Genomic DNA, 24,055 nt, shown 5'->3' with positions numbered 1-24,055 from the left:
CTTCTCCCTTGCGGGGGAAGAGCCTCTATTCCTTCAGATCGTTCACGCGCTTCACCCAAATGCGCACATCGGTGAGCACGCCGGGCAGCACCGCCTTGACCTCCTGTATGGTCATGCCGGCCTTGATGCGGGGATCGTAGAGCAGGTTGAGGATGTACTGGTCGTAGACGTCGAAATAGCCCATCGAGACGTTGTCGTTGAACATGGTCCAGGGCACGCTCGCGGTGTCGTTGATCGGGCCGAGCGATTGCAGCAGCTCCTCATAGGCGCAGTCGAGGAAGGTGAAATCGCCGTTGTCGACGGTGAGGATGACGTCGGAATGCTCGATCTCGAAATTGTCGTTCTTGCGGAACCCTGACAGGCATTGCGGATCGAGCGAGGTGCGGATCTCTCGGGCCTTCTCCGCACCGTAGAAGCTTGAGATGGTGCGGAACAGATCGCGGTCGCGCACGAGCTTCACCCGCACATTTGCGGCCTCGCTGCTGTCGATCATGGCGATGTCGAGATGCTGCACGCGCTTGCCGATGTCGGCCACGACCTTTGCGAGCTGCGCCTTGCGGTCGGCGCGGTCGCTCTCGGCGAACACGCGCACCGGTCCGTCGAACTTGCGGATGCGGTCGACGCGGCCGGCAAGATGGTATTCGGCGCCGAACGCCGTCTTCAGAAAGCCATCGACGATTTCGCCGTCGGTAAAGCTCTTCTTCTCGGCGCGCTGGCGCGAGGCGATCGCGGGCAATTCGCCCGCGACGGCGATGGTAGCGGTGTCAGGGGCAAACGCGACGGTGGCGAGCGCCAGCAGGGCGATGCGAAAGCCGGACGAAGACGGGGCCAATGCGCTCATTGCCAGGCGACGCTGCCGTATTCGGAACCGACGCACAAGACCGCATATCCACGCGCCCGCCGGTTCCTGCTAGTTGTTCAGCACGACCACAGTGGTGCCGACGCCGACGCGGCCGTAGAGGTCAGTGACATCGTCGTTGGTCATGCGGAAGCAGCCCGAGGACACCGCCTGGCCGATCGTCTCCGGCTCGTTGGAGCCGTGGATGCGATAGAGCGTCGAGCCCAGATACATCGCGCGCGCACCGAGCGGATTCTCGACGCCGCCCTTCATGTGACGCGGCAGGTCCGGCCGGCGCGCCAACATCTGCGACGGCGGCGTCCAGTCCGGCCATTCCTTCTTGGCGGTGATCCTGTGCACGCCGCCCCAGCGGAAGCCGTCGCGGCCGACACCGATGCCGTAGCGCAGGGCCTGACCGTTCTGGAGCACCAGATAGAGCCGGCGCTCCGAGGTGTTCACCACGATCGTGCCGGGGGCGTAATTGCCGTTGTACATGACGGTGGTGCGGGGAACCGGGCTCGAGCCGCCGCGGAAGAAATTCGGGCCGCCGCCCATGATGTCGCGGGAGTCGAACTCCTCGGCGAAGGCGCCGCCGGCGGTCGCCGACAGCAGTGCGATGGCGGCAATCGGCGCGGCAAAAAACCGGATCATTGTTTCCCCCAGCAAAAAAATCGATTCAACTGAAGTCACAGGCCATATTTGCGAGCTTTCCGCAAGCCACGCCACCGTGAGGGAGGCATCCTTAATGAATGGCGTTACCAAATCGGCAACCATGCCAATTTGCCGGAAAGCATTAGCCAAACGGGCGCATCGCAGGGCGGCGATGCCGGCTATTGCTTTGACGAGACGAGCGAACAATGATTGATCGGACGGATTGTTGGAACATTGCCGGTTGCGGGAGCTGACGGATGAACGGTGCGGAAAGTCTGGTGCGGACGATGGTCAAGGGCGGGGTCGACGTCTGCTTCTCCAACCCCGGCACCTCCGAGATGCATTTTGTCGCAGCGCTCGACCGCGTGCCCGGCATGCGTTGCGTGCTCGGCCTGTTCGAAGGCGTGGTGACCGGCGCCGCCGACGGTTATTTCCGCATGAAGGGCACGCCGGCCTCGACGCTGCTGCATCTCGGTCCCGGCCTCGCCAACGGCCTTGCCAATCTGCACAATGCCAAGAAGGCGAATTCCGGCATCGTCAACATCGTCGGCCAGCACGCCGTCTACCACATCGGCTACAACGCGCCGCTGACCTCCGACATCGAGGGCCTGGCCCGGCCGATGTCGTCCTGGGTCCGGACCTCGCCGAACTCCAAATCGGTCGCCGCCGATGGTGCCGCGGCGATCGCCGCCGCCAAGAGCGCGCCGCCGCAGATCGCGACCCTGATCCTGCCCGCCGACACCGCCTGGAACGAAGCGGACGGCATCGCCGAGGTTCCGGCCGAGCAGCAGCGCGCGAGCTATTCGCCGCAGGCAGTCGAGCAGGCCGCCAAGATCCTGCATGGCGACGGCGAGGGCACGCTGCTGCTGATGACCGGCAGTGCGCTGAGCGAGCAGGGCCTGGCGCTGGCCGAGCGTATCGCCGCCAAGACCGGCTGCACCGTGATGGGCCCGACCTTCCGTCCCAGGATGGCGCGCGGCCGCGGCCGCTTCTCGATCGATCGCATCCACTACGTGATCGACAACGCGCTGCAGATGCTGGCGAGGTTCCGCCATATCGTGCTGGTCGAGTCCGACGATCCCGTGGCCTTCTTCGCCTATCCGAACAAGCCGAGCATCCTCAAGCCCGAGGGCTGCGACGTGCATCGCATGACCTCCTGGGGTGAGAATTCGGTCGCGGCGCTGGAAGCGCTCGCCGGCGCGGTGAAGGCCAGCGCGAAGGACGTCAAGCAGCAGGCCGCGGCCGAGCTGCTCAAGCCGACCGGCGCATTGACCCACGCCTCGATCGCCCAGTCGATCGCCTATGCGATTCCCGAGAATGCGATCCTGGTCGACGAATCCCTCACCACCGGGCGCGCCTTCTTCCCGCCGACCGCGGCGGCTGCTCCGCATGACTGGCTCCAGAACATGGGCGGCTCGATCGGCTTCTCGACGCCGCTCTCGATCGGCGCCGCGATCGCCTGCCCGGATCGCAAGGTGATCTGCATGGTCGGCGACGGCAGTGCGATGTACACGATCCAGTCGCTGTGGACGCAGGCGAGAGAAAACCTCAACATCGTCACCATCGTGTTCGCCAATCGCATCTACCAGATCCTGCGCGGCGAGTTCGACAATGTCGGCGCCGGCGAGCCCGGCCAGCGTGCCAACGACATGCTTCGGCTCGACCGGCCGACGCTGGATTTCGTGGCGCTGGCCAAGGGCATGGGCGTGCCCGGCCGCGCCGTCACCAACGCGGACGAGTTCAACAAGGCGCTGGCCGAGGCCGTCGCCGAGCCCGGACCGCGGCTGATCGAAGTCCAGATGTAGGGCACCGCATCAGGAGCGCCGAGGGCCCGGAGGCAAAATGCAGACCGAGCTGAACAAGGTGATCGCGGCGCTCCGGGACTTCTACGCCCAGGAAGCATTCCTGTTCGAGAAGGACATCGGCGAGCGTGCCATCACGCACCGCTTCGCCGTGTATCTGGAGAAGCAATTCTCCGGCTGGTCGGTCGACTGCAACTACGACCGGCTCGGCGAGCGTACGCTGCATCTGCCGCACGGCACCATCATCTCGACCGATGATCATCTGGGCAAGTCGATCTACCCTGACGTCGTCGTGCATCAGCGCGAGATCCCGAACAATTTGCTCACCGTGGAGATCCGCAAGGCGAGCAATCACACCGCACTCGACCACGACCAGCACAAGCTGATGGCGCTGACCGATGCGCATGTCTGGTTCGCGTATTGGATCGGCGTGCTGCTGGTGCTGGACAAGGACCATGTGACGATCTCGGAAGTCTATGTCAGCGGCGTCCTCGATCAGCCGCTGTCGCGCTGGTTCGCGACGCGGCTGGAGGAGATCGGCCTGAGGGCTGCGCGGTAAGGCGCGTGCCGAGATTGTCGCCTTTAATTCAGCTATTGCTTTGAGTCATAACCCAAGCGCGATCTCAGCCCATTTCAGCATGCGGTCGCTATTGAGGAATGACAGCACCGCCGGCTCCAGTGACGCGGTCGCGCCCGGTGCGAGCAAAGCCGTCGCGGCCACCATGTCGCAGCGTTGATTGAAGGCGAGTGAGAGCGCGGCCTTCGGATTCCCCTCAACGCGATATGCCCGGCTGCGGCCGCGCATCGGACCGACGACGATCTCTCGGCCGGCAGCCGTCGGCGTTGCCTTCCCAATCAGCGCCAGGTCGCCCATCTGTTCGAGGTCGCCGTCGTCGGCAACGCCGGTGGCGCAATTGCAAAAGCCGAGCTTGGGGCGAACGTAGAGCTGGACCTCGCCGCCGCAATCTTCGGCCTTGCAGCGAAACGCCTTTCCCTTCCCCCAGGGATCCGCGCCGAAAGGCCAGTCGATTTCCGTCCACACCGGGCGGACCTCGCCGGAGGCCGCTGTTGCGCGTGCCGGTTCGCCGGATCGCAATATCCAGAGCGCCGCGGCTGCGCAGAGCAGCGCACTGGCTGCGCTGATTGCAACGAATTTGCTTGTCAGGCGCATGGAAGTTGCCGCGGCACCTTTGCTAATTCTGAGCCATCAACTTTCGTGCGGCCGCGAGGTCTTCCCGAGATGAGTCGCCATTTCTCGCCGTTTCGACGACTTTGGCGTAATACTGGCGGGCCTTCACAGTATCCCCCGCTTTCTCGGCCGCGTGAGCGGCGCCGATCGTCGCGCCAAAGCGGTTCGGCTCCTTCTGCATCGTGCTTTCGAACGCGACCAATGCCTCCGTCGCCATGCCGCGTTCGAGCAGCATGGTCCCGTAAAGCTCGCGTGCGGGGGCAAGCGGACCCGGCGTCACGATGGATTTTTCGGTCTTGTCTTCGGCATCGGCGGCAAGGCGCATCGCTTCCAACGCATCCGCCTGTTTCCCCAAGGCGTTGAGCTGCCAGGCTGTAGCGACCTGCCGCTGAATGTCCACGATTTCGGCCCAATAAGCGTCCTTGTCCTGCTGCAGCTTGTCCCGCAACTCCGCCAGCTTGGCGATGTCCGCCGTTGCCGCGTCTGCATTGCCGGAGCGCGCGGCGCCAAGGGCGCGGGCGAAATAGGTGATGGCGTCGACATAGGCAAACCGGCTCGGCTCGACCTTCAGCGCGGCAGCACCCTGCCAATCACCGCGCTCGACCATATAGCGCGCTTGGCTGGCCGCGATCGCGTAGGGACCGGCGCGGACAGCCGGCGCATAGCCAGTGGTCGCAATCATGTCCGCGATGACGTCGCTGGCTCGGCTGTCCTGCGCAAGCTGAAGCAGCGCGTAGACCATATAGTCGTCGGCATGCAGCTGCTCGCTGGGGTCCTTGCCCTCCTTGGCAGCCTTGGCGGAACGGCTATTGGCGTCAATGGATTCGTTCCAGTAGCCGACGCGCGTGAAGATGTGCGACGGCATATGCAAGGCGTGCGGTGCCGCCGGCGCGATCTCGGAGTAGCGCTTTGCAGCGTCGAGTCCTTGCCCTGCGATCGCCGGATAGTCATAGAGATGGATCAGGTAATGCGCGACGCCGGGATGCCGCGGCTGGCGCTTGAAGATCGGCTCCAGGATAGCGGCGCCCTTGAGCTGGTTGGCATAGGACTTGTCGTTTGGTGACGCCGTGACATTCAGCGTGATGGCGTAGGCGATCTGCGCCTCGTCATCATCGGGATAGCGCGCGGCGACGGCTTCGGTTGCCTTGAGATAGGACTGCGCGCGCTGGCCAAACGTCGCCTTTTCGTCGCCCGAATAGAAGGCCAGCAGCGCGTCGATATAGTCACGTTCGCGTTCGCTCTTGGCGCCGAGTGCCTTGGCCTTCTGCAGCGCGGCGAGACCTCCGGTGAGGTTTTCCTTCGGCGCGGCAAAATGCGGATTGTACAGCAGGCTCAGGGCAATGCCCCAATAGGCGATCGCGCATTCCGGATCGGCCTGCAGCGTCTCCTCGAAAATTTCCTTTGCGGGCCGGTACCAGAACGAGTGCTGATAACGCATCCCGCGATCAAAGCGGCGCTGCGCCACCTCGTTGCAGGACGTCTGGAAGTGCACCTTGCCAAATTGCTCGTCGGCCCCGTCCTCCGCGCGTGCGGCAGGCGTGCCGGAAATCGAGCCTAGGGTAGCGAGGGCGAGAAGAGAAATGGTTCTCAAGGCGAGCGCGCGCATCGGCCCCTCCGTTTTCTGTTCAGAATAAATCTGGTCAGATGGCGCCGATAAAACCGAGGGCGCCGAAGTTCGTACTGCTGAGATTGGCAATGGCAACTGCGTTGCTAAAGGATTTCTCCATTCGACATGCGAGTCAACAGGAAGCGGACAGATTTGCGTTAGGGAAGCACGCCTGCCAGGATCCATCCGCTCGCGCGTCGAGGCGAGTGGGCCACAAGGCCGCTCGCACGACGAGCGGCCTTGCATCATCGTCCCTCACCCGCTCAATGCAGCGGATCGCCCTGGCCGAGCGCGTAGGCGACGAGGTCCTTCAGCGCGAAGCCGGAGCCGGTCACCGGCGTCCATTGCGGGTCGAGCGACAGCACGGAGGAATTATCTCCGAACATCATGCCGAGGAAGACCTCGGCGACGATGCGACCGCCGACCGGTCCGAGCTGCGGTGTCCTGACAGTGGCGGGCCCGCCGGTGGCGGGGATTGCCATGTCCGTCGCGTTTTGCCGCGCCTCGGCGAGGATGTAGGCCCACAGCGGGCAGTTGCCGGCGAACACGCCGTTCGCGATGGTTGCGATCTTGACCTGCGGATCGCCCGTCCCGGGCTCGTCGACGGCCTTGCCGATGATGATCTCGTCGTCGCTCAGCGGCGTCAGGTTCATCGCCCTGGCGACGGCCTGGCCCGACGGCAGGCCGAGCCGCCAGCTGCGCTCGAGATTGCGCAGCGCGAGCGACGCCGGATTGGAGGCGACTTCCGGCGGCAGCTTGCGCAGCGGGTCCACCAGCGAGGCATCGATGCGATAGGCGAACTGCAGCCGCCTCTTGTTGTCGGGATTGGTGTCGTCGTCCTCGACGCCATAGGGGCGCGTGTCGAGATCGATGAAGCGGCCCCAGTCCATGGCGCGTCCCGGTCCCATCGCACGGAAGCCGGTCAGTGCGTTGTGGTCGGGATTGTTGGGATCGGGGAAGATCTGCAGCAGCATGTTGGCCGCGTCGTTGAGCCGGTAGCCGGGGCGGATCATGGAGTGCCCGAGCCGGTAGGCCGCGACCGAGAACTCGACCGGCATGAACGGATAGGTCTTCCAATGGTAGTAAGCGAGCTTGCTGCGGTCGTAGTGACCTGCGGTCTTCAGCTCGTCCAGCACGCTGGCGTGGACGATGCGCGGCAGGAAGTCGTTCAGGACCACGTACTGATAGTGGAATCGAACGCGCTGCTGCACGTCTTCGAACGACAGGCTGTCATTGTCGTCGACCATGCGGTTGTGAAAGCGCAGCATCAAGGCCTGGAATTGCGAGACGATGCTGTTCTCGTCGTTGCGGGGATCGCCGATCAGCGCGCGGCCCTTGAAGCGCGGCAGGTCGACGGCATCGGGCACGCCCGCGCCGGTGACCTTCTCGCCGAGCCGGAACTTGATGCCGTCATACATGTAGGGCTGGTCGTTCGGACCGCGGCCGTAGACATTGTCCATGTCGAGCGACGGCGTGCGGAAGTCGACGAGCCCGTCGGGATCCTGCTGCTTGGTCAGAGAGCTGACCGGATCGAAGGTGATGTCGTGGTCGACGAACTGGCCGAAATAAGTGTAGAGCGAAGGAATGCCGCTCTCTTCCGCGTCCGGCCCGTCCTTCGGCCCGTCGAAGCCGGCGATCATCTTGTCGGCGAGCGCCGACAGGTTTGCGATCGTGCCGGAATCGTTCGGGCCGAATTTGGCCGGTGCGAGCTTGCGGAACATGCGGCCGAAGCGGCCTTGCGAAAGCGGCGAACGCGTTGCGTTCAGACCGCGCGGAACAATTGCGTGGCGGCTGCTCATTGAAACACCTTCCTGAAAAATCGAATGAAACAGTTCGGGCTCAAGTTTCTCGCGCTGGGGTTTGCAGCCTAGGCGCGATCACGCTTGTCACGAGCGAGATGGATCACAATTGCCCGGGATCGAAATTTTCGGTAGGTGCGGCTTTCCCGCAAGCCACGGCTGCGCATCGTGAATTTCCTCGTGGCGATGACGGATAACATTCTCGTCATCGACGGACGCAGGCGGGTTCGCACAGTTTCAATTCGCCGAGGCGTCGGCGAAATGGATCGGCTTCACGCAAAAATTGTGGCGGCGCGCGCGTCATGCGCGCACGCCGCCAATTCGTCAGTAGTCGCGCTGCTGCGAGAACGCGTAGCGCGGGTTGATGCCACAATAGGACGACGTGCCGGACGCGGTGGCGAGGCACTGCTGATAGCTCGCAAACTGGCAATTGCCGGGGTAACCCCACGAGCGGCCCTGGATGCAATATCGATCGTTCGCAGGATGTGCCTGGGCTGCCGGGGATGCTACGGCCAGCAGGGCCGCGAGCGATGCGAGAGTGAGGATGGTGCGACGCATGTCAGTCTCCTTCGTGAGCGAGTGGGTGGGAATGTCAGCGAGCCTGGCTCGTCTGCTGCAAAGTCATGCCTGTGTTGGTGTCGCCGGAATGCCTTGCGTTCGCGACAAGGCACATCATGACGCAGCTTGCCGCCGCAATGTGATCTCGGCCACAGTTCACGACGGGGTTCCGGCCTATCGTGAGCGGACTTGCACGCGTCGATCCCGGAGAACTACGCTTGCCTTATTCGGATCAGGTCTTTTGGAGGTTCTAATGCAGAAATCATACTTGCTGGCTGCGACAGCAGCGCTGGCGCTTCTCATGCAGACACCGCTCGCGTTGGCGCAGGGCGCACCAGCCGCCGCCGGAACCGCGGCGCCTGCGGCGACAACCGCCGCGCCGGCAGCGACGACGACCGCGCCGGGCGCAACCAACGACGCTTCCAGCCAGCCGACCGACTCCAAGAAGAGTGCGTCGAAGAAGCCGGCGAAGAAGAAGATGACGCGGCAGCAGGAGATTGACCACTCGGTCGACAGCGGCACGGTGCCCGCGCGCTACCGCAGCTCGGTGCCCAAGCAGTACCAGCAATACGTTCCGTTCGATAAGCAGTGACGGATCGCACGGCGGCGCGGCGTGATCGGGCGTCGCGCCGCCGGTGCCATCGCGTAAAATTAGGACCTTGGCCGGGCGGAATCCGGCCATACATCCCCAGTGGCGGTCCGCGCGAGCGGTGCTAGAGTAGGCCGAAGCCTTGGGGGAGTAATGAGTGACGACGTGAGGGATGCTGGCCTTGTGGCCATGATCAGCAGCATCCTGGGAGGCAACAAGCGCGCCGCAGAAAGTGTCGCGCCGCCGCCCCTCATCGAGGTTCCGCCGCCGACAGCACCGACGAACGGGTTTGAGCTGGTCGAGCCCGCCCCCGATACGCCGCCGGCCAAGCTCGAGAACAACTCGGAGAATGATTCCGGGGACGCGCCCGATGCGACGCCGGCTGCCGCGAAGCCGGTCGAGCCGCCGGCGAAGATCGCCACGACGCCTGATGGCAAGCAATTGCTGCCTGCTGAAGCGATCGCCGATCTCGTCCTGGGTGAACTGCGCAAGCTCGAGAATTTTCCGGCGACCGGCGCCTCCGTGACGGTCTATGGTTACAGGCACTGGAACGCGATGATCACCTTCGCGCCGTTCTCGACCACATTCCGGGATGCCACGCGGTTCCGCCAGGCCATGCCGGACATCGTCTTCAAGCTGCGCCGTTTCGTCGAACTTGAGATATGATCGTGGCCGTGAGCCCGAACAGTTCGACAGGATTTTCGACTTGAGCGTTGCCTTTACCAAAGAAGAGAGCGCGGAAACCGCCGCCGAGACGCTGTTGCCGGATCGGCCGATCTCGCCGCATCCGAACCTCGTGACGGAAGCGGGCTTGCAGGCGCTGCAAAGACAGCTTCAGGACGCGCGCGAGGCCTATGAAGCCGCGCAGGCGATCGAGGACGTCAACGAAAAGCGCCGGCAATCGGCGGTGCCCTTGCGTGATGCCCGCTATGTCACCGAACGGCTGCGCACGGCGCAGGTCGTTCCCGCCCCAGCCTCGACCGACACCGTCGCCTTCGGCAGCACGGTGACCTTCAGCCGCGCAGATGGCCGCGTGCAAACTTATCGCATCGTCGGCGAGGACGAAGCCGACCCCAAGGCCGGCACGATCTCGTTCGTGGCGCCGGTGGCAAAGTCGTTGATGGGGAAGGCGGTCGGGGATGTCGTGGGGTCGGGTGCGCAGGAGATCGAGATTTTGTCGATTGGGTAGGGGACGTTTATCGATGGTTTCCACTGTGTCCGCGCAACAAGGCGCGATAGCTGGATGAGGCGGTTTCTGTCGGGGGCGTTGCCGTTCTACGCGCTGGCCGGGTTGGCCATGTGCATGTATCTCGTCCTGTACAAGACTGATCTCTTCGACCTGAACGCCATCGTCCGGGATGCAACCGGTTCGGCGTGGTTTCCGGTCTTCATATTCGTCTGCGTGCTGCTGGAGGCGGTCTTTCCGTATTTTGGCTATTTCCCCGGAACCGCTCTTATCCTGATGTCCGTGGCGCTCAATCCGAAGCCCGCGGACGTCTCCGTTTTTATCGTGGCGTGGCTGGCTATCATCGTCGGCGCCGTCCTGAGTTACGGGCAGGCTCGTTTTTTCAGACCGCTGTTGCAGCGGGTCGCCTCAAAGGCGGCACTGAACCGGTGTGAGACCCTCCTCGACGCCTACGGTCCTTACGCGCGCATTGCCCTGTTCGTTCATCCCAACGCCTGCGCGATGTATTTCACGGCACTCGGACTTCTCGGCCGCAACCTGACGCGCGAGCTCGCCTATCTCGGCGTGGGCGCAGCAGCCTCCGTGGGCGTTCTGTTCGTCGTCGTGACCAGGCTCGTGTCGTCCGTAGGCACCACCGACGACGGGGAATTGCAGCTGCTGCTGGCCGCAGCACTGGTCGCCATCGGGACCCTCGTCGGTCTCTACGGGGCCTGGCGGCCGGCGCGGGCGGCTTGAAGCTCGAGGTGGCGTGCGCGTCAGCCGGCGCGGTCTCACCCCTTGCTTCGTCATTGCGAGCGCAGCGAAGCAATCCAGTCTGTCTCCGCGGAAAGACTCTGGATTGCTTCGCTACGCTCGCAATGACGAGGGGAGATCATGCGCAAAACAAAAAGCTGATGCGCAAGGGCGATGACCCAATACTTCCCGCTCAGGCCACCGCGACGATGCCATCATGCCGGTGTTTTGCCCGGCAAGTCAAATCCGATTTCGGAAAAATAGTATGGTTGTAACCCAATTGGTCCGACTGGGGTCGGCTACTGTGCATGGGGTTGTTTTCGACATTTTCGATTGAGACGGTCCCGACACGCCTGCAGGCGTCGACGATGGGGCCGCAATCAGCAGGGTTCAGGAAGGTGGATGGTGGGCGCACAAGGGATCGAACCTTGGACCTCTCCCGTGTGAAGGGAACGCTCTCCCGCTGAGCTATGCACCCGAAACCATCATGCAGGCGGCCCGAGTTCGGCCACCGACGCTTTGGAGCCCGCGATTTAGAAGTGCGGGCCGAACGTGTCAAGTTTCGAGGCGCCCGAAGACGTTAAAAGCGGCCCGGAAACCTTCCGCAGACCGCGCAATTCGGCGGTCAGACCGTTTGGAGCCGCCTACGCGCCCTGCTGGCGGGCGCGGGAGGCGTGGGCCTGGAGCGCGCGGATGCGTTCGGCCAGTGTTCCGCCGCCTTCGGGCAGGGTGCCTGCGGCCGTGCCGTTGGTCGGGGCGTCATTGGCCGGGCGCGGCGCCGGCCTCGGCGGCTGGCCGGCCTCGGCCGCGAGCAGGGCTTCGATCGGCGAGTTCGGGCCTTCGAGCTGCATCGCGAGCTTGGCCACTTCGGCTGCGATGTCGTTGATGCGTTCGCGCAGCAGCGCGTTCTCCATCCGCTCGGTCGCCCAAGAGCTTTCGGCCTGCTGCTGGATCGCGTTGATGTCGCGCTGGAGCTTGGCGCGCTCGTCGCGGGCGGTGCGCAGCTGCTCCTCCAGCGCGGTCTTTTCCGCGCGGATCGATTCCATTGCGGCCGACGATTTGCCGCCGCTCAAGGCCGCGATCTCGACGCGCAGCTCCTTGATGGTGCGCTCGGAACTCTCATTGGCCTGGCGGAGCTGGTTGTTCTCATAGTCGCGCTCGGCGAGCAGCTTGCCCTGCGTGGCCAGGCGGCCTTCGAGATCGCCGACACGGCCCGACAGCATCTCGGCCTCTTTCACCTGCACGATGAGCTGGCGATCGAGGTCCGTGACGCGCTGGCTCAGATTCTCGACGCGGCCGCGGGCGTCGCCGAGCTCGCGCGAGGCGGTCTCGGATTCGGTGCGCTCCTGCGCCAGCCGCGCCTGCGTCGCGGCAAATTCCTTCTCGGCGTCGCCGACGCGGTTCTTCAGCTCCTCGATCTGCGCACGGACCGCGACCAGCTCGACCTGACGGCTCTCCGCCATCATCGAGCGGTCCGACAGTTCGGAATTGATCTTTGCGAGCTCGCCCTGCTTGTCCGTCAGCGCGAGCTCGGCGGCGCGCAGGGCTGCGGTCTTGGTGTTGAATTCCTCTTCGGTGGCGCGGAGCTGCTCCTTCACCGCCTTCTCGCGCGCTTCGAGCGCGAAGATCGTGGCGTTCTTCTCGCCGAGCTCGATCTTCATGCGGTTGATGGCGTCGCTCTTCTTGCCGAGCTCGGCGAGCTGGCTCGTGGTCTTGTTCTTGAGCTGGTCGACGCTCATCTCCAGCCGTCGCGCCGACATGGCGAATTCGGCGCGGAGCTGGTCCTTGTCGGCCTGGATCTCGGCCATCGACAACGGCGTGGCGGCCTCGAGCCGGCGCGTGGTCAGGCGCACGGCGCGGTTATGCACCAGCGGCACGATCGCGAGCCCGCACAGCATCGAGAGCAGGAAACCGATCGCCAGGTACATGATCGGTTCGACCATGGGCCAGAACTCCCAAAGCTAAGGAAAAATTTACCAAGGACATTGCATGCGGGGCCGGCAAAAAGCCAGCCCCGACATGTCGTTAACCTTGATCCGTCGCCGGAGGGGAAAGCGGAACGCTAGAACGGGTTCCAGGTCGCGCGCGGGGTGAATTTCAAATAGCCGATATTGGCTCCCAGCCGCAGGCCGAGGCCCGAGCGGATCGGCACCAGCACGATGTTGTTAGCGGTTAGCGCCGTCATGCCGAAGCCGCCGATGATGTAGGCCGAGCCGTCGAGGCCGGCGAAGCGCTGGTAGATCGCGTTGGTGGCGGGCAGATTATAGACCAGCGTCATGGTGCGCGCGCCGTCGCCACCCCAGTCGAAGCCGAGCGAGGGACCCTGCCAGTAGACGCGCAGGTCGCCGGCGTTCTTGGTGTAGAGCGTGCCTTCGCCGTAGCGCAGGCCGGCGACGAAAGCGCCGGAGCCCTCCTCACCGAGGATATAGCCGTTGGGCAGGCCCCATTGGCTGACCGCCTTCTCGATGATCGAGGCGAGACCGCGCGAGACGTTGCCGAAGAAGCGGTGGCCGGCGTTCACGAGTTCGTCCGGCCCATAGGTGCTGGGCGTCTGGGTCCGCTGCGGCGGCGGCAAATCGGGCGGCGGCGGCTGCTGGGCGGAAGCCGGAATGATCCACCCGACCATCGCGGCAAGCGCGACTGCGGCAAGGCGTGATGCGAAAGTCATAAAAGAACCTCTGGTATCGAATCCGGTCGCTTCCTTAACCTGACGCCAACAGGCACGGCTCTAGGTTGCGCCGGATGTCCCCTCGACTCGGATGTTATCCGCAGCAACTATGACGGCAGAACGGCAGGAAGCCAGCCCTTTGCGCCCCGGAATTGCCTTGATCGGCCTTCTGGTCTGCATGCTGTCGGGCATTTGGATCCTCTGCGCAGGGGGGCCGGCGCAGGCGGCCACCACCGAGCGGATCGTCGTCAACCGCTTCAGCGGCGTGGCGATCGAGGGCTTCGACCCCGTGGCCTATTTCGTCGCTGGCGCGGCGGTGCAGGGAACGGCCGAATTCGAGGCGAACCTGTGGGGCGCAGTCTGGCGCTTTCGGAACGAGGGCAACCGGGCCTCTTTCCTGGCTCATCCAGAGGTCTACGGGCCGCAGTTCGGCGGCTACGATCCGGTCGATATCGCCCGCGGGGTCACCATCGCCGGCAACCCCCGTTTCTTCGCGATCGCGGCGCAGCGGCTCTATCTGTTCAGCCGGGAAGCCAATCGCGACGGCTTCGCCGCCAACCCCGAGCGCTTCCTCTACGAGGTGGGCAAGCGCTGGCCGGCCCTCCAGGACAAGCTCAGCCAGTAGCGCCCTTACGACGTCAGACTCTTGCCGCCTGCGGGTCACCCCAGGCGATGAACTCCGGGACGATGAAGCCGCCATCGTGCCGCTCGCCGAAGCGGAGCGCGCCGCCCTTGCCGTCGGTTACGCTGCCGCCGGCTGCGGTCACGACCGCGTAGCCGGCCCCGACGTCCCATTCACAAGTGGGCCCGAAGCGGGGATAGATGTCGGCACTGCCTTCCGCGATCCGGCCGAATTTCACGGCCGAGCCGACCGTCTTTCTGACGGCGTTGGGGCGGTGATCGATGAAGGCCTCGGTTCTGGGATCTCCATGCGAGCGGCTCACCGCGGCGATCCATGGCTCGCCCAGGGGCGGCAACTTGCGGGTATGGATCGGCTCGGCAGCGCCGATCGTCGCGCCGTCGAACCTGACGCGCTCGGCGCCGCGGCCGACGATGCCGCGCCAGAGCAGCCCGAGTGCGGGCGCGCTGACGATGCCCAGCAGCGGCACGCCCGATGTCACCAGGGCAAGGTTGACGGTGAATTCGTCGCGCCCGGCGACGAACTCCTTGGTGCCGTCCAGCGGATCGATCAGAAAGAAGCTGTCGCGGAACGGCGGCGAGGCGAGCTGGGTCCGCTCTTCCGAGAGCGTCGGGATGTCGCCCGCGAACTGCGCCAGCCCGTCCGCGATGATGCGGTCGGCGGCAAGGTCGGCCTCGGTCACCGGCGAGCCGTCCTGCTTGCCGTCGACCCGCATCGCCGCGCGGTTGACCGCGAGGATGGCTTCGCCCGCCTTCACCACCAGCGCGGTGAGCGGCTCCATCAGGTGGGAGGCGGCCGCGCCGTCGATGATCCGTTTCACCTGCATGCCTCATTCATCGGCAATTCCATCCCTGCTTGAGTGATTCGCCGCGGCATTAGGGCCGCTTCGAACCGATCGCAAGCTAGCTGCCATGGGCTTGCGAATGTTAGAACCTGCGGCATTCGTCAAGCATGCTTGATTCGCCGCGTCCGCGCCGTGCAATTCCAGGAACCCTTTATGTCTGACGCTTCGTCACCCGCTACCGTTGCCGCTCCAGATGCGCTCGAACTCGCTGCGCTGCTGTGCTCGCGGGTCTGCCACGATCTCATCAGCCCTGTCGGCGCCATCGTCAATGGGCTCGAAGTGCTCGACGACGATCCCAAGCCCGACGACCGCGAGTTCGCACTCGACCTGATTCGCAAGAGCGCGAAAACCGCCTCCGCCCGCCTCCAGTTCTGCCGTCTTGCCTTTGGTGCGGCCGGCTCGTCCGGCGCGCAGATCGATCTCGGCGATGCCCAGACCATGGCGCGCGGCCACATCGAGGACGGCAAGTGCTCGATCACCTGGAATCTGCCGCGGATCCTGCTGCCGAAGAATCGCGTCAAGCTGTTGCTCAACATGCTGGTCGTTTCGCAGCACACGATCCCGCGCGGCGGCACGCTGACGATCGATCCGATCGGCGAGGGCGAGACGATGAGCTTCCGCATCACCGCGACCGGACATAATGCGCGCCTGCCGCAGAACATCTCCGAGCTCCTGAGCGGCGAGCGCGGCCCGGCCGCCGATGCACATGCGATCCAGCCTTATTATACGCGGCTGTTGGCAGAGGCTTGCGGGCTGACCGTGAGGCTCGCGCATGAAGGCGAGGCCATCACCATTATCGCGTCGTAGACACGCCGCCGCTCTCAAACGTTAATCGAATCTTTACGAGGCGCTTCGGCTTGTCCGGAGCGCCTTATCTCTTTGTTGATTCCGTTCTTTTCCACATACTCAACCAATATTAAACGCTTTGCGGTGAAGCTGGCCCCATTCCGAATTGGCGCATCACGTCTTGTGTGCGCGCCCTCCCTGTATGAAGGCCTGTTTTCATGGATGATCTGTTGCGGGAGTTTTTGACGGAAACCAGCGAGAGCCTGGACACCGTGGACAATCAGCTGGTGAAGTTCGAGCAGGAGCCGAACAACGCCAAGATCCTGGATAACATCTTCCGCCTGGTCCACACCATCAAGGGCACGTGCGGCTTCCTCGGGTTGCCGCGGCTGGAAGCGCTGGCGCATGCCGGCGAGACGCTGATGGGCAAATTCCGTGACGGCATGCCGGTGACCGGGCAGGCGGTGACGGTGATCCTGTCCTCGATCGACCGCATCAAGGAAATTCTGGCCGGGCTGGAGGCGACCGAAGCCGAGCCCGAGGGTACCGACCGCGACCTCATCGACAAGCTGGAAGCGATGGTCGAGCAGGGCATGGCCGCTATGTCAGGCTCGGCGCAGCCGATGGCGGCCGGTGCTGCTGCTCCCGTGGCCGAAGCGCCGCCGCTGGTGCCGGAAGCGCCTGTCGCCGCTGAAGCCGCGCCGACCTCCGGCGTGCTGGCCGACCAGAGCCTGGAGCGTCCGCTGCGTCCGGGCGAAGTCTCGCTCGACGAGCTCGAGCGCGCCTTCCGCGAGACCGCGATCGAAGTCCCGGCCCCCGTTGCCAAAGCCGAAGTCAAGGCCGAGCCCCAGCCTGCCGCTGAAGCGCCAGTGGCTGTTGCCAAGGACGCTGCCAAGGAAGCCAAGGAAGTTAAGGCGCCCAAGGACAAGGCCGCGCCGAAGAAGTCGATCGCCGACGAGGGCGCCGGCGAGGGAGCCAGCATCGCCAACCAGTCGATCCGCGTCAACGTGGATACGCTGGAGCATCTGATGACCATGGTCTCCGAGCTGGTGCTGACCCGCAACCAGCTGTTGGAGATCTCCCGCCGCAACGAGGACACCGAGTTCAAGGTGCCGTTGCAGCGGCTGTCCAACGTCACCGCCGAGCTGCAGGAAGGCGTCATGAAGACGCGCATGCAGCCGATCGGCAATGCCTGGCAGAAGCTGCCCCGCATCGTTCGCGACCTCTCGAGCGAACTCGGCAAGCAGATCGAGCTGGAGATGCACGGCGCCGACACCGAGCTCGATCGCCAGGTGCTCGACCTGATCAAGGACCCGCTCACCCACATGGTGCGCAACTCCGCCGACCATGGCCTGGAGACCCCCGCCGAGCGTCTCGCCGGCGGCAAGGGCGAGCAGGGCACCATCCGCCTGTCCGCCTATCACGAGGGCGGCCACATCATCATCTGCATCGCCGACAACGGCCGCGGCCTGAACACCGACAGGATCAAGGCCAAGGCGATCTCCTCAGGTCTGGTCACCGAGGCCGAGCTCGAGAAGATGAGCGAAGCCCAGATCCACAAGTTCATCTTCGCGCCGGGCTTCTCGACCGCTGCCGCCATCACCTCGGTGTCGGGGCGTGGCGTCGGCATGGACGTGGTGCGCACCAATATCGACCAGATCGGCGGCACCATCGACATCAAGTCGGTGGCCGGTGAAGGCTCCTCCGTCACCATCAAGATCCCGCTGACGCTCGCCATCGTCTCCGCGCTGATCGTGGAAGCCGCCGGCGACCGCTTTGCGATCCCGCAGCTCTCCGTGGTCGAGCTGGTGCGGGCCCGCGCCAACTCGGAGCACCGCATCGAGCGCATCAAGGACACCGCGGTGCTCAGGCTGCGCAACAAGCTGCTGCCGCTGATCCACCTCAAGAAGCTGCTCAAGATCGACGACGGCGCCGTCTCCGATCCCGAGAACGGCTTCATCGTGGTGACCCAGGTCGGCAGCCAGACCTTCGGCATCGTCGTCGACGGCGTGTTCCACACCGAAGAAATCGTGGTCAAGCCGATGTCGACGAAACTGCGTCACATCGACATGTTCTCGGGCAATACCATCCTGGGCGACGGCGCGGTCATCATGATCATCGACCCCAACGGCATTGCCAAGGCGCTCGGCGCCGCCGGCTCCTCGGCCCATGACATGAACAACGAGAACGGGACGCACAGCATCGGAAGCGGCGAGCAGACCACCTCGCTGCTGGTGTTCCGCGCCGGCTCGTCCCAGCCCAAGGCGGTCCCGCTCGGGCTCGTCACGCGCCTGGAAGAGCTCCCGGCCGACAAGATCGAGTTCTCGAACGGCCGCTACATGGTGCAGTACCGCGAGCAGCTGATGCCGCTCGTTGCCATGGAGAGCGTCACCATCGCGAGCCAGGGCGCCCAGCCGATCCTGGTGTTCTCCGATGACGGCCGCTCCATGGGCCTCGTCGTCGACGAGATCATCGACATCGTCGAGGAACGGCTCAACATCGAGGTCGGCGGATCCTCCTCCGGCATTCTCGGCTCGGCCGTGATCAAGGGCCAGGCCACCGAAGTGATCGACGTCGGCCACTTCCTGCCGATGGCGTTCTCCGACTGGTTCACCCGCAAGGAGATGAAGCCGTCGCTGCACTCGCAATCGGTGTTGCTGGTCGACGACTCGGCGTTCTTCCGCAACATGCTGGCTCCGGTGCTCAAGGCCGCCGGCTACCGCGTCCGCACCGCGCCGACCGCGCAGGAGGGCCTGGCCGCGCTGCGCGCGCAGACCTTCGACGTGGTCCTGACCGACATCGAGATGCCCGACATGAACGGGTTCGAGTTTGCCGAGACCATCCGCTCCGACAGCAATCTGGGCGCGATGCCGATCATCGGGCTCTCCGCGCTGGTGTCGCCGGCGGCGATCGAGCGCGGCCGTCAGGCCGGCTTCCACGACTATGTCGCCAAGTTCGACCGTCCCGGTCTGATCGCGGCGCTGAAGGAACAGACCGCAGGCGCCGCCGGTGCCTCCGAGCTGAGCCGCGCAGCAGCGTAACCAGCGGGATCAGGAGATACGCACATGACCAAGAAGACCCAGTCCGGCGAAGGCGCCATGGTCGAATACGTCACCGCGATGATCGGCGGCCAGCTGTTCGGCCTGCCGATCTCCCGCGTCCAGGACGTGTTCATGCCCGAGCGCGTCACCCGCGTGCCGCTGTCCTCGCGCGAGATCGCGGGCGTGCTGAACCTGCGCGGCCGCATCGTCACCGTGGTCGACATGCGCGCCCGGCTCGGCCTGCCCAAGCCCGAGGACGGCAAGGTCCCGATGGCGGTCGGTGTCGACCTGCGCGGTGAATCCTATGGCCTCCTGATCGACCAGATCGGCGAAGTGCTGCGGCTCGCCGAGGACGGCATGGAAGAAAACCCCGTCAATCTCGACCCCCGCATGGCCAAGCTCGCCGGCGGTGTCCACCGTCTCGACGGCCAGCTCATGGTCGTCCTCGACGTCGATCGCGTCCTCGAGCTCGCGCCCGAGATGATGGCGGCCTGATACGCCGGCACATCCGCCGACGTACCTGCAATTGGAAGTGCCCCCGCAAAAAGGGGGAGAAGCAGAGGTTCACATGCGAACTTGTCTCGTCGTTGATGATTCCAGCGTCATCCGCAAGGTTGCGCGCCGGATCCTGGAAGGCCTCGACTTCCAGATCCTCGAAGCCGAGGACGGTGAGAAGGCGCTGGAGGCCTGCAAGCGCGGCTTGCCCGATGCGGTCCTGCTCGACTGGAACATGCCGGTGATGGACGGCTACGAGTTCCTCGGCCATCTCCGGCGCATGCCTGGTGGCGACCAGCCCAAGGTCGTGTTCTGCACCACCGAGAACGACGTCGCGCATATCGCGCGCGCGCTGCACGCGGGCGCCAACGAGTACATCATGAAGCCTTTCGACAAGGACATCGTGACGGCGAAATTCCAGGAAGTCGGCCTTATCTGAGCGACCGCCCCGGAGGCTGAACGGCTCCTTCGGCGTTTGTTTTCAACTGACCGTTTCAGTCTGAGTTGGTGAGTAATGAGTGTTGCGTTCGCAGGTAATTCGACCCCGGGCTCGTCGCGGGAAGCCGGACCGTTGCGGGTGATGGTCGTCGATGACTCCGTCGTCATCCGTGGTCTGATCTCGCGCTGGATCGGTGCCGAGCACGACATGGAGGTCGCGGCGTCGCTGCGTACCGGGCTCGAGGCGGTCAACCAGATCGAACGCATCAACCCCGACGTTGCCGTGCTCGATATCGAAATGCCCGAGCTCGACGGTATCTCCGCGCTGCCGCAACTGCTGGCGAAGAAGCGCGATCTCGTCATCATCATGGCTTCGACGCTGACCCGCCGCAACGCGGAGATCAGTTTCAAGGCGCTGTCGCTCGGCGCGGCCGACTATATCCCGAAGCCGGAATCGACGCGCGAGGCGTCGGCTGCGGACATCTTCCATCACGACCTGATCCAGAAAATCCGCCACCTCGGTGCACGGCTGCGCCGCAAGCCCGCGGTTGCGAGCCCGCCGCTCGCGCCCGCGGGCCCGGCTCCGGCTGCACGTGGACCGCTTGTCGCGCGGCCTGCCGCGTCCGCAGCGGCTCCGGCCCTGCATGCGCCGTCGTCGTCCTCGCCGCTGTCCACGCGTCCGTTCTCGACCCAGGCACCGAAGGTGCTGCTGATCGGCTCATCGACCGGCGGTCCTCAGGCGCTGATGGCGCTCGTCGCCGAGCTCGGTCCCGTGATCGACCGCGTCCCGGTGCTGATCACCCAGCACATGCCGCCCACCTTCACCACCATTCTCGCGGAGCATCTGGCACGCACGAGCCGCAAGCCGGCAGCCGAAGCCGTCGACGGCGAGCCGGTGAAGCAGGGCCGCATCTATCTTGCGCCGGGCGGCAAGCACATGCGCGTCGTGCGTAGCGGCGGCGACGTGGCGATCGCGCTCGACGACGGTCCCGCCGTCAATTTCTGCAAGCCGGCGGTCGATCCGCTGTTCACTTCCGCCATCGACATCTGGCATGGCGCCATCCTCTCCGTGATCCTGACGGGCATGGGCTCGGACGGCATGCGCGGCGGCAAGGACATCGTCGCCGCCGGCGGCAGCGTGATCGCGCAGGACGAAGCCTCCAGCGTGGTCTGGGGCATGCCGGGCGCAGCGGCCAATGCCGGCATCTGCGCGGCGATCCTGCCGCTCAACCAGATCGGCAGCCGGGTCAATCGCCTGTTCGCGGGAGACCGCTCGTGACGCCGGTTGACTACGACTATCTGCGCAAATTCCTGAAAGAGCGCTCCGGCCTCGATCTCTCCCCGGACAAGCAGTATCTGGTCGAGAGCCGGCTCCTGCCGCTGGCCCGCAAGGCGAGCCTCGCCGGAATTCCCGATCTCGTGCTGAAGATCAGGAATGGCGACGGGCGGCTTGCGAGCGACGTGGTCGAGGCGATGACCACCAACGAGACCTTCTTCTACCGCGACAAGATCCCGTTCGATCATTTGCGCGAAACGATCCTGCCGGGGCTGCTTCGGGCGCGCGCGGCGCGCAAGTCGCTGCGCATCTGGTCGGCGGCCTCGTCGACGGGACAGGAGCCCTATTCGATCGCGATGTGCGTGAAGGAGATGGGCGCAGCCTTCGCCGGCTGGCGCATCGAGATCGTCGCCACCGATCTGTCGCAGGAGGTGCTGGAGAAATCCAAGGCCGGCGTCTACAGCCAGTTCGAGGTGCAGCGCGGCCTGCCGATCCAGCACCTGATGAAATACTTCACGCAAGCGGGCGAGGTCTGGCAGCTCAATCCCGACATCCGCGCGATGGTGCAGTTCCGCCAGCTCAATCTGTTGCAGGACTTCTCCCATCTCGGCACGTTCGACGTGATCTTCTGCCGCAACGTGCTGATCTATTTCGACCAGGACACCAAGGCCGTGATCTTCGAGCGCATGGCGAAGGTTTTGGAAGCTGATGGTACGCTGCTGTTGGGCGCCGCCGAATCCGTCGTCGGCATCACCGACGCGTTTCGCCCGATCGCCGACCGTCGTGGTCTCTATCAGCTCAACCCGACGCGCTCCGGCCGCCCGATGGGCGGCTTGATGCCGCCGTCGTTGAAGGTTGCAGCGGCGCGGTGAGATGCGTTCTTCCCTTTCTCACAAGGGGAGAAGGGAAGAAGAGGCACTTCACAAAATCGCATGGGGCAGAAACCGCGAGCCGTTGCCGGTGATCGGGCTCTCGTCCTCGCGGATCGACAGGCCGCAGGGTTCTTGATCGACCAGCCAGCTTCCCACCACCGGATAGAAGTCTGAGAAGTTCGGCAGCGGCGCGAGCGCCTGCCGCACGAATCCTTCGGCGCCGTAGGGGCCTGCCTGCTCGTCGAGCGGCATTCCGCCTGCTACCAGCGTGACATTGGCGCCTTCGCGCGACAGCAGCGGCTTGCGCACATAGGAACTGCCGAGCTCGGCTGCCCGCGGATCGTCCTCGAAGAACGCCGGCAGCAGATTGGGATGGTTCGGAAACATCTCCCAAAGCAGCGGCAGGATGCCCTTGTTGGAGAGCACCGCCTTCCACGGCGGTTCGATCCAGCGTGTCGGTGCGTCCTTGAGCTTTGCGCCGAAGCTGTCGTGAAACATCCATTCCCAGGGATAGAGCTTGAAGGCGAGCGCGATGTCGCGGTCGTCGAGGTCGACGAAGCCGCCGGCGTCATTGCGCCAGCCGATCGCCTCGATGTCGAGCAGCGTGGTTGCCAGTCCGGCCTGGCGCGCTGTGTTTTCGAGATAAGCGAGCGTGCCGGCTTCCTCCTCATTGCCCGTGGTGCCGGTGAGATGGACATGGCGGCTAGCTGCAATCTGCTTCCAGGCTTCGATCAGTCGTTCGTGGATGGAGTTGAACTGGTCGGCGCGCGACGGAATGATGCGCCGTTCGATCGCTTGTTCGAGCCAGGTCCATTGAAACACAGCGGCTTCAAAAATCGAGGTCGGCGTGTCCGCGTTGTATTCGAGCAGCTTTGCCGGTCCCTTGCCGTCGAATTTCAGATCGAGCCGGCCATAGAGGCTGCGGTCGTCTCGTGCCCAGCTCTCGGCAATCAGGCTCCAGAACGCGTCCGGTATCTTCAAGCGCTGCAGATGGCGCTCGTCGCCGATGACCCGGCCGGCGAGCTCCAGGCACATCGCGTCGATCTCGCCGGTCGGCGTCTCGATGCCGCGCTCGATCTCGTCGAGCGTGAAGGCGTAGTAGGCGCGCTCGTCCCAATAGCGCTCGCCGTCGATGGTGTGGAAGGCGAAGCCGCATTGTTCGGCGGTCTGTCGCCAGTCGTCGCGCTCGGGGCAGACGATGCGTTGCATGGGTCAGCTGCCGCCAGAGAAGCCATGGCCAAACGAGCCGAAGCCGCCGCGGCTCACGCCGCCGGAGCCTGAATCGGATGACGTTCCGGACGAGGAATGGTTCGAGGAGTCGCTGCTGAAGAAACTTGATCGCGACGACCAGCGCGAGCTGCCGCCGCCGCCCGACGAGCTGCTTCTGCTGCTGCAGGCGGTGCTCGCCTGCACCGGCGCGGCTCCGGGGACCGTGGCGCCGGGGACTATCGCACCGGTAGCGGAGGGCTCGCAATTGTGCCGCGGCCTCAGCGTGTAGGCGGTGGTGCCGACCGCAATCGTGCCCATCACCAGCAGCGCGACATGGCGGGAGCGCTTCACCGGCTGTTGTGCAGGCGGCGGTCCGGCCGCCGGCCGGCGCTTGCCGAACTCCTTTTTGGAGGGCTTGTCGGCCATGTCAGTAGATCATGCAGGCGGCGTTGAGCAGGCCCGCGGCAAGCGAGGACAGCCCGAGCCAGATCGCGGGCGCGAGCTCGCCGGCCGCGATCCGCGCCGGCAGATTCGGCACCGGCACCCTCACCAGAAACAGCACGATGATCTGCACGATCAGCGCGATGACCGCCCAGATCAGGCAATCCAGCACATTGGCCGAATGCGCGATGGCGCTGACCAGCGGCGCCACGAAGCCGAGCAGGCTGAGGCCGAGTGCGATCGCCGCGGCCGGCTCGTTGTCCCGGATCAGCTGGAATTCGTTGTAGGGCGTGATGCGGGTGTAGACGAACAGATACGTCACGATCGCGATCAGCCCGGTGCAGAAATAGACCAGGAAGGCGGGCAGGCCGGCGAGTGATTGCAGGATCATCGTT

The 24,055-nt window shown here is 64.8% G+C and carries 25 protein-coding genes and 1 tRNA gene; 13 read left to right on the top strand and 13 right to left on the bottom strand.

The features are described from left to right. Positions 1-25 precede the first annotated feature (25 nt). Both IVB40_RS29270 and IVB40_RS29265 read right to left on the bottom strand, forming a co-directional pair. On the bottom strand, positions 26-841 hold the full coding sequence (locus IVB40_RS29270; RefSeq protein WP_027565213.1) for a DUF2927 domain-containing protein: 816 nt from the start codon (positions 839-841) through the stop codon (positions 26-28). A 69-nt stretch (positions 842-910) separates the two neighbouring features. Further along, positions 911-1,489 (bottom strand): L,D-transpeptidase, encoded by a 579-nt coding sequence (locus IVB40_RS29265; RefSeq protein ID WP_027565212.1) that lies wholly within the window; start codon positions 1,487-1,489, stop codon positions 911-913. Between the two features lie 257 nt (positions 1,490-1,746). Between IVB40_RS29265 and IVB40_RS29260 the strand changes: the two genes are divergently transcribed. Then, entirely contained in the window at positions 1,747-3,294 is a 1,548-nt protein-coding gene (locus tag IVB40_RS29260) for an acetolactate synthase large subunit (protein ID WP_247817086.1), read from the top strand. 37 nt (positions 3,295-3,331) lie between these two features. Then, positions 3,332-3,850 carry a hypothetical protein gene (locus IVB40_RS29255; RefSeq protein ID WP_247817085.1) on the top strand — a complete coding sequence of 173 codons (519 nt, stop codon included), beginning with the start codon at positions 3,332-3,334 and terminating at the stop codon, positions 3,848-3,850. Between the two features lie 45 nt (positions 3,851-3,895). Here the strand turns inward: IVB40_RS29255 and IVB40_RS29250 are convergent, their stop codons facing one another. From IVB40_RS29250 to IVB40_RS29235, 4 genes are all read right to left on the bottom strand, one after another. After that, the gene (locus IVB40_RS29250) at positions 3,896-4,462 is read right to left on the bottom strand and encodes a hypothetical protein (protein WP_247282444.1); all 567 of its coding nucleotides are present in this window, start codon (positions 4,460-4,462) and stop codon (positions 3,896-3,898) included. A 22-nt stretch (positions 4,463-4,484) separates the two neighbouring features. Beyond that, complete coding sequence (locus IVB40_RS29245; RefSeq protein WP_247817084.1) at positions 4,485-6,086, bottom strand: hypothetical protein; 1,602 nt, start codon at positions 6,084-6,086, stop codon at positions 4,485-4,487. A gap of 263 nt (positions 6,087-6,349) precedes the next feature. Continuing rightward, positions 6,350-7,885, bottom strand: coding sequence for a heme peroxidase family protein (locus IVB40_RS29240; RefSeq protein WP_247817083.1), 1,536 nt, complete (start codon positions 7,883-7,885; stop codon positions 6,350-6,352). Between the two features lie 324 nt (positions 7,886-8,209). Beyond that, complete coding sequence (locus tag IVB40_RS29235; protein WP_007596464.1) at positions 8,210-8,443, bottom strand: DUF3551 domain-containing protein; 234 nt, start codon at positions 8,441-8,443, stop codon at positions 8,210-8,212. 253 nt (positions 8,444-8,696) lie between these two features. On the opposite strand from IVB40_RS29235, the gene IVB40_RS29230 reads away from it, so the two are divergent. From IVB40_RS29230 to IVB40_RS29215, 4 genes are all read left to right on the top strand, one after another. Then, complete coding sequence (locus IVB40_RS29230; RefSeq protein WP_247282441.1) at positions 8,697-9,035, top strand: hypothetical protein; 339 nt, start codon at positions 8,697-8,699, stop codon at positions 9,033-9,035. A 150-nt stretch (positions 9,036-9,185) separates the two neighbouring features. Further along, a complete protein-coding gene (locus IVB40_RS29225; RefSeq protein ID WP_247817082.1) occupies positions 9,186-9,698 on the top strand; it encodes a hypothetical protein in 513 nt (170 codons plus the stop codon). Positions 9,699-9,738: 40 nt separating this feature from the next. Beyond that, a complete protein-coding gene (gene greA / locus IVB40_RS29220; RefSeq protein WP_247817081.1) occupies positions 9,739-10,221 on the top strand; it encodes a transcription elongation factor GreA in 483 nt (160 codons plus the stop codon). A gap of 54 nt (positions 10,222-10,275) precedes the next feature. Continuing rightward, positions 10,276-10,953 (top strand): hypothetical protein, encoded by a 678-nt coding sequence (locus IVB40_RS29215; protein ID WP_247817080.1) that lies wholly within the window; start codon positions 10,276-10,278, stop codon positions 10,951-10,953. A 400-nt stretch (positions 10,954-11,353) separates the two neighbouring features. On the opposite strand, the gene IVB40_RS29210 is transcribed toward IVB40_RS29215, so the two are convergent. The 3 genes from IVB40_RS29210 to IVB40_RS29200 all read right to left on the bottom strand — a co-directional run bounded on the left by IVB40_RS29210 (position 11,354) and on the right by IVB40_RS29200 (position 13,618). Further along, a tRNA-Val gene (locus IVB40_RS29210) sits at positions 11,354-11,428 on the bottom strand. A gap of 166 nt (positions 11,429-11,594) precedes the next feature. Continuing rightward, a complete protein-coding gene (locus IVB40_RS29205) occupies positions 11,595-12,893 on the bottom strand; it encodes a hypothetical protein (RefSeq protein ID WP_247359232.1) in 1,299 nt (432 codons plus the stop codon). A gap of 119 nt (positions 12,894-13,012) precedes the next feature. Further along, positions 13,013-13,618, bottom strand: coding sequence for a DUF1134 domain-containing protein (locus IVB40_RS29200; RefSeq protein ID WP_027565201.1), 606 nt, complete (start codon positions 13,616-13,618; stop codon positions 13,013-13,015). 139 nt (positions 13,619-13,757) lie between these two features. Between IVB40_RS29200 and IVB40_RS29195 the strand changes: the two genes are divergently transcribed. Next, positions 13,758-14,243 (top strand): YHS domain-containing (seleno)protein, encoded by a 486-nt coding sequence (locus IVB40_RS29195; protein WP_247819609.1) that lies wholly within the window; start codon positions 13,758-13,760, stop codon positions 14,241-14,243. Between the two features lie 13 nt (positions 14,244-14,256). Here the strand turns inward: IVB40_RS29195 and IVB40_RS29190 are convergent, their stop codons facing one another. Then, on the bottom strand, positions 14,257-15,084 hold the full coding sequence (locus IVB40_RS29190) for a 3'(2'),5'-bisphosphate nucleotidase CysQ (RefSeq protein ID WP_247817079.1): 828 nt from the start codon (positions 15,082-15,084) through the stop codon (positions 14,257-14,259). Positions 15,085-15,255: 171 nt separating this feature from the next. Here IVB40_RS29190 and IVB40_RS29185 point away from each other — a divergent pair, with 171 nt between their 5' ends. The 6 genes from IVB40_RS29185 (at position 15,256) to IVB40_RS29160 (ending at position 22,010) form a co-directional block, all read left to right on the top strand. Next, positions 15,256-15,909: a histidine phosphotransferase family protein gene (locus tag IVB40_RS29185; protein WP_027565198.1), complete on the top strand. Its 654-nt coding sequence runs from the start codon at positions 15,256-15,258 to the stop codon at positions 15,907-15,909. Positions 15,910-16,106: 197 nt separating this feature from the next. Beyond that, on the top strand, positions 16,107-18,929 hold the full coding sequence (locus IVB40_RS29180) for a hybrid sensor histidine kinase/response regulator (protein WP_247817078.1): 2,823 nt from the start codon (positions 16,107-16,109) through the stop codon (positions 18,927-18,929). 24 nt (positions 18,930-18,953) lie between these two features. Then, positions 18,954-19,424 carry a chemotaxis protein CheW gene (locus IVB40_RS29175; RefSeq protein WP_247817077.1) on the top strand — a complete coding sequence of 157 codons (471 nt, stop codon included), beginning with the start codon at positions 18,954-18,956 and terminating at the stop codon, positions 19,422-19,424. Positions 19,425-19,497: 73 nt separating this feature from the next. Then, positions 19,498-19,863, top strand: coding sequence for a response regulator (locus IVB40_RS29170; RefSeq protein ID WP_007600538.1), 366 nt, complete (start codon positions 19,498-19,500; stop codon positions 19,861-19,863). 75 nt (positions 19,864-19,938) lie between these two features. Further along, positions 19,939-21,141 carry a chemotaxis response regulator protein-glutamate methylesterase gene (locus tag IVB40_RS29165; protein ID WP_027568207.1) on the top strand — a complete coding sequence of 401 codons (1,203 nt, stop codon included), beginning with the start codon at positions 19,939-19,941 and terminating at the stop codon, positions 21,139-21,141. Then, the gene (locus tag IVB40_RS29160) at positions 21,138-22,010 is read left to right on the top strand and encodes a protein-glutamate O-methyltransferase CheR (protein ID WP_247817076.1); all 873 of its coding nucleotides are present in this window, start codon (positions 21,138-21,140) and stop codon (positions 22,008-22,010) included. The genes IVB40_RS29165 and IVB40_RS29160 overlap by 4 nt, the downstream gene beginning before the upstream one ends. Before the next feature lie 48 nt (positions 22,011-22,058). Here IVB40_RS29160 and IVB40_RS29155 read toward each other — a convergent pair whose 3' ends face one another. Genes IVB40_RS29155 through IVB40_RS29145 form a run of 3 tightly spaced genes read right to left on the bottom strand, consistent with a single transcriptional unit; the run spans position 22,059 to position 24,051 of the window. After that, positions 22,059-23,219, bottom strand: coding sequence for a glutathionylspermidine synthase family protein (locus tag IVB40_RS29155; RefSeq protein ID WP_247817075.1), 1,161 nt, complete (start codon positions 23,217-23,219; stop codon positions 22,059-22,061). 3 nt (positions 23,220-23,222) lie between these two features. Further along, entirely contained in the window at positions 23,223-23,645 is a 423-nt protein-coding gene (locus IVB40_RS29150) for a hypothetical protein (RefSeq protein ID WP_247817074.1), read from the bottom strand. A 1-nt stretch (position 23,646) separates the two neighbouring features. Then, a complete protein-coding gene (locus IVB40_RS29145) occupies positions 23,647-24,051 on the bottom strand; it encodes a DUF350 domain-containing protein (protein ID WP_027568203.1) in 405 nt (134 codons plus the stop codon). Between the last annotated feature and the right edge of the window lie 4 nt (positions 24,052-24,055).

Source organism: Bradyrhizobium sp. 40, from assembly GCF_023100925.1.
In the GTDB taxonomy this organism is placed as follows: Bacteria; Pseudomonadota; Alphaproteobacteria; order Rhizobiales; family Xanthobacteraceae; genus Bradyrhizobium.
The sequence above is the reverse complement of the archived record's forward strand: the minus strand, read 5'-3'. Positions and strand labels throughout refer to the sequence as shown.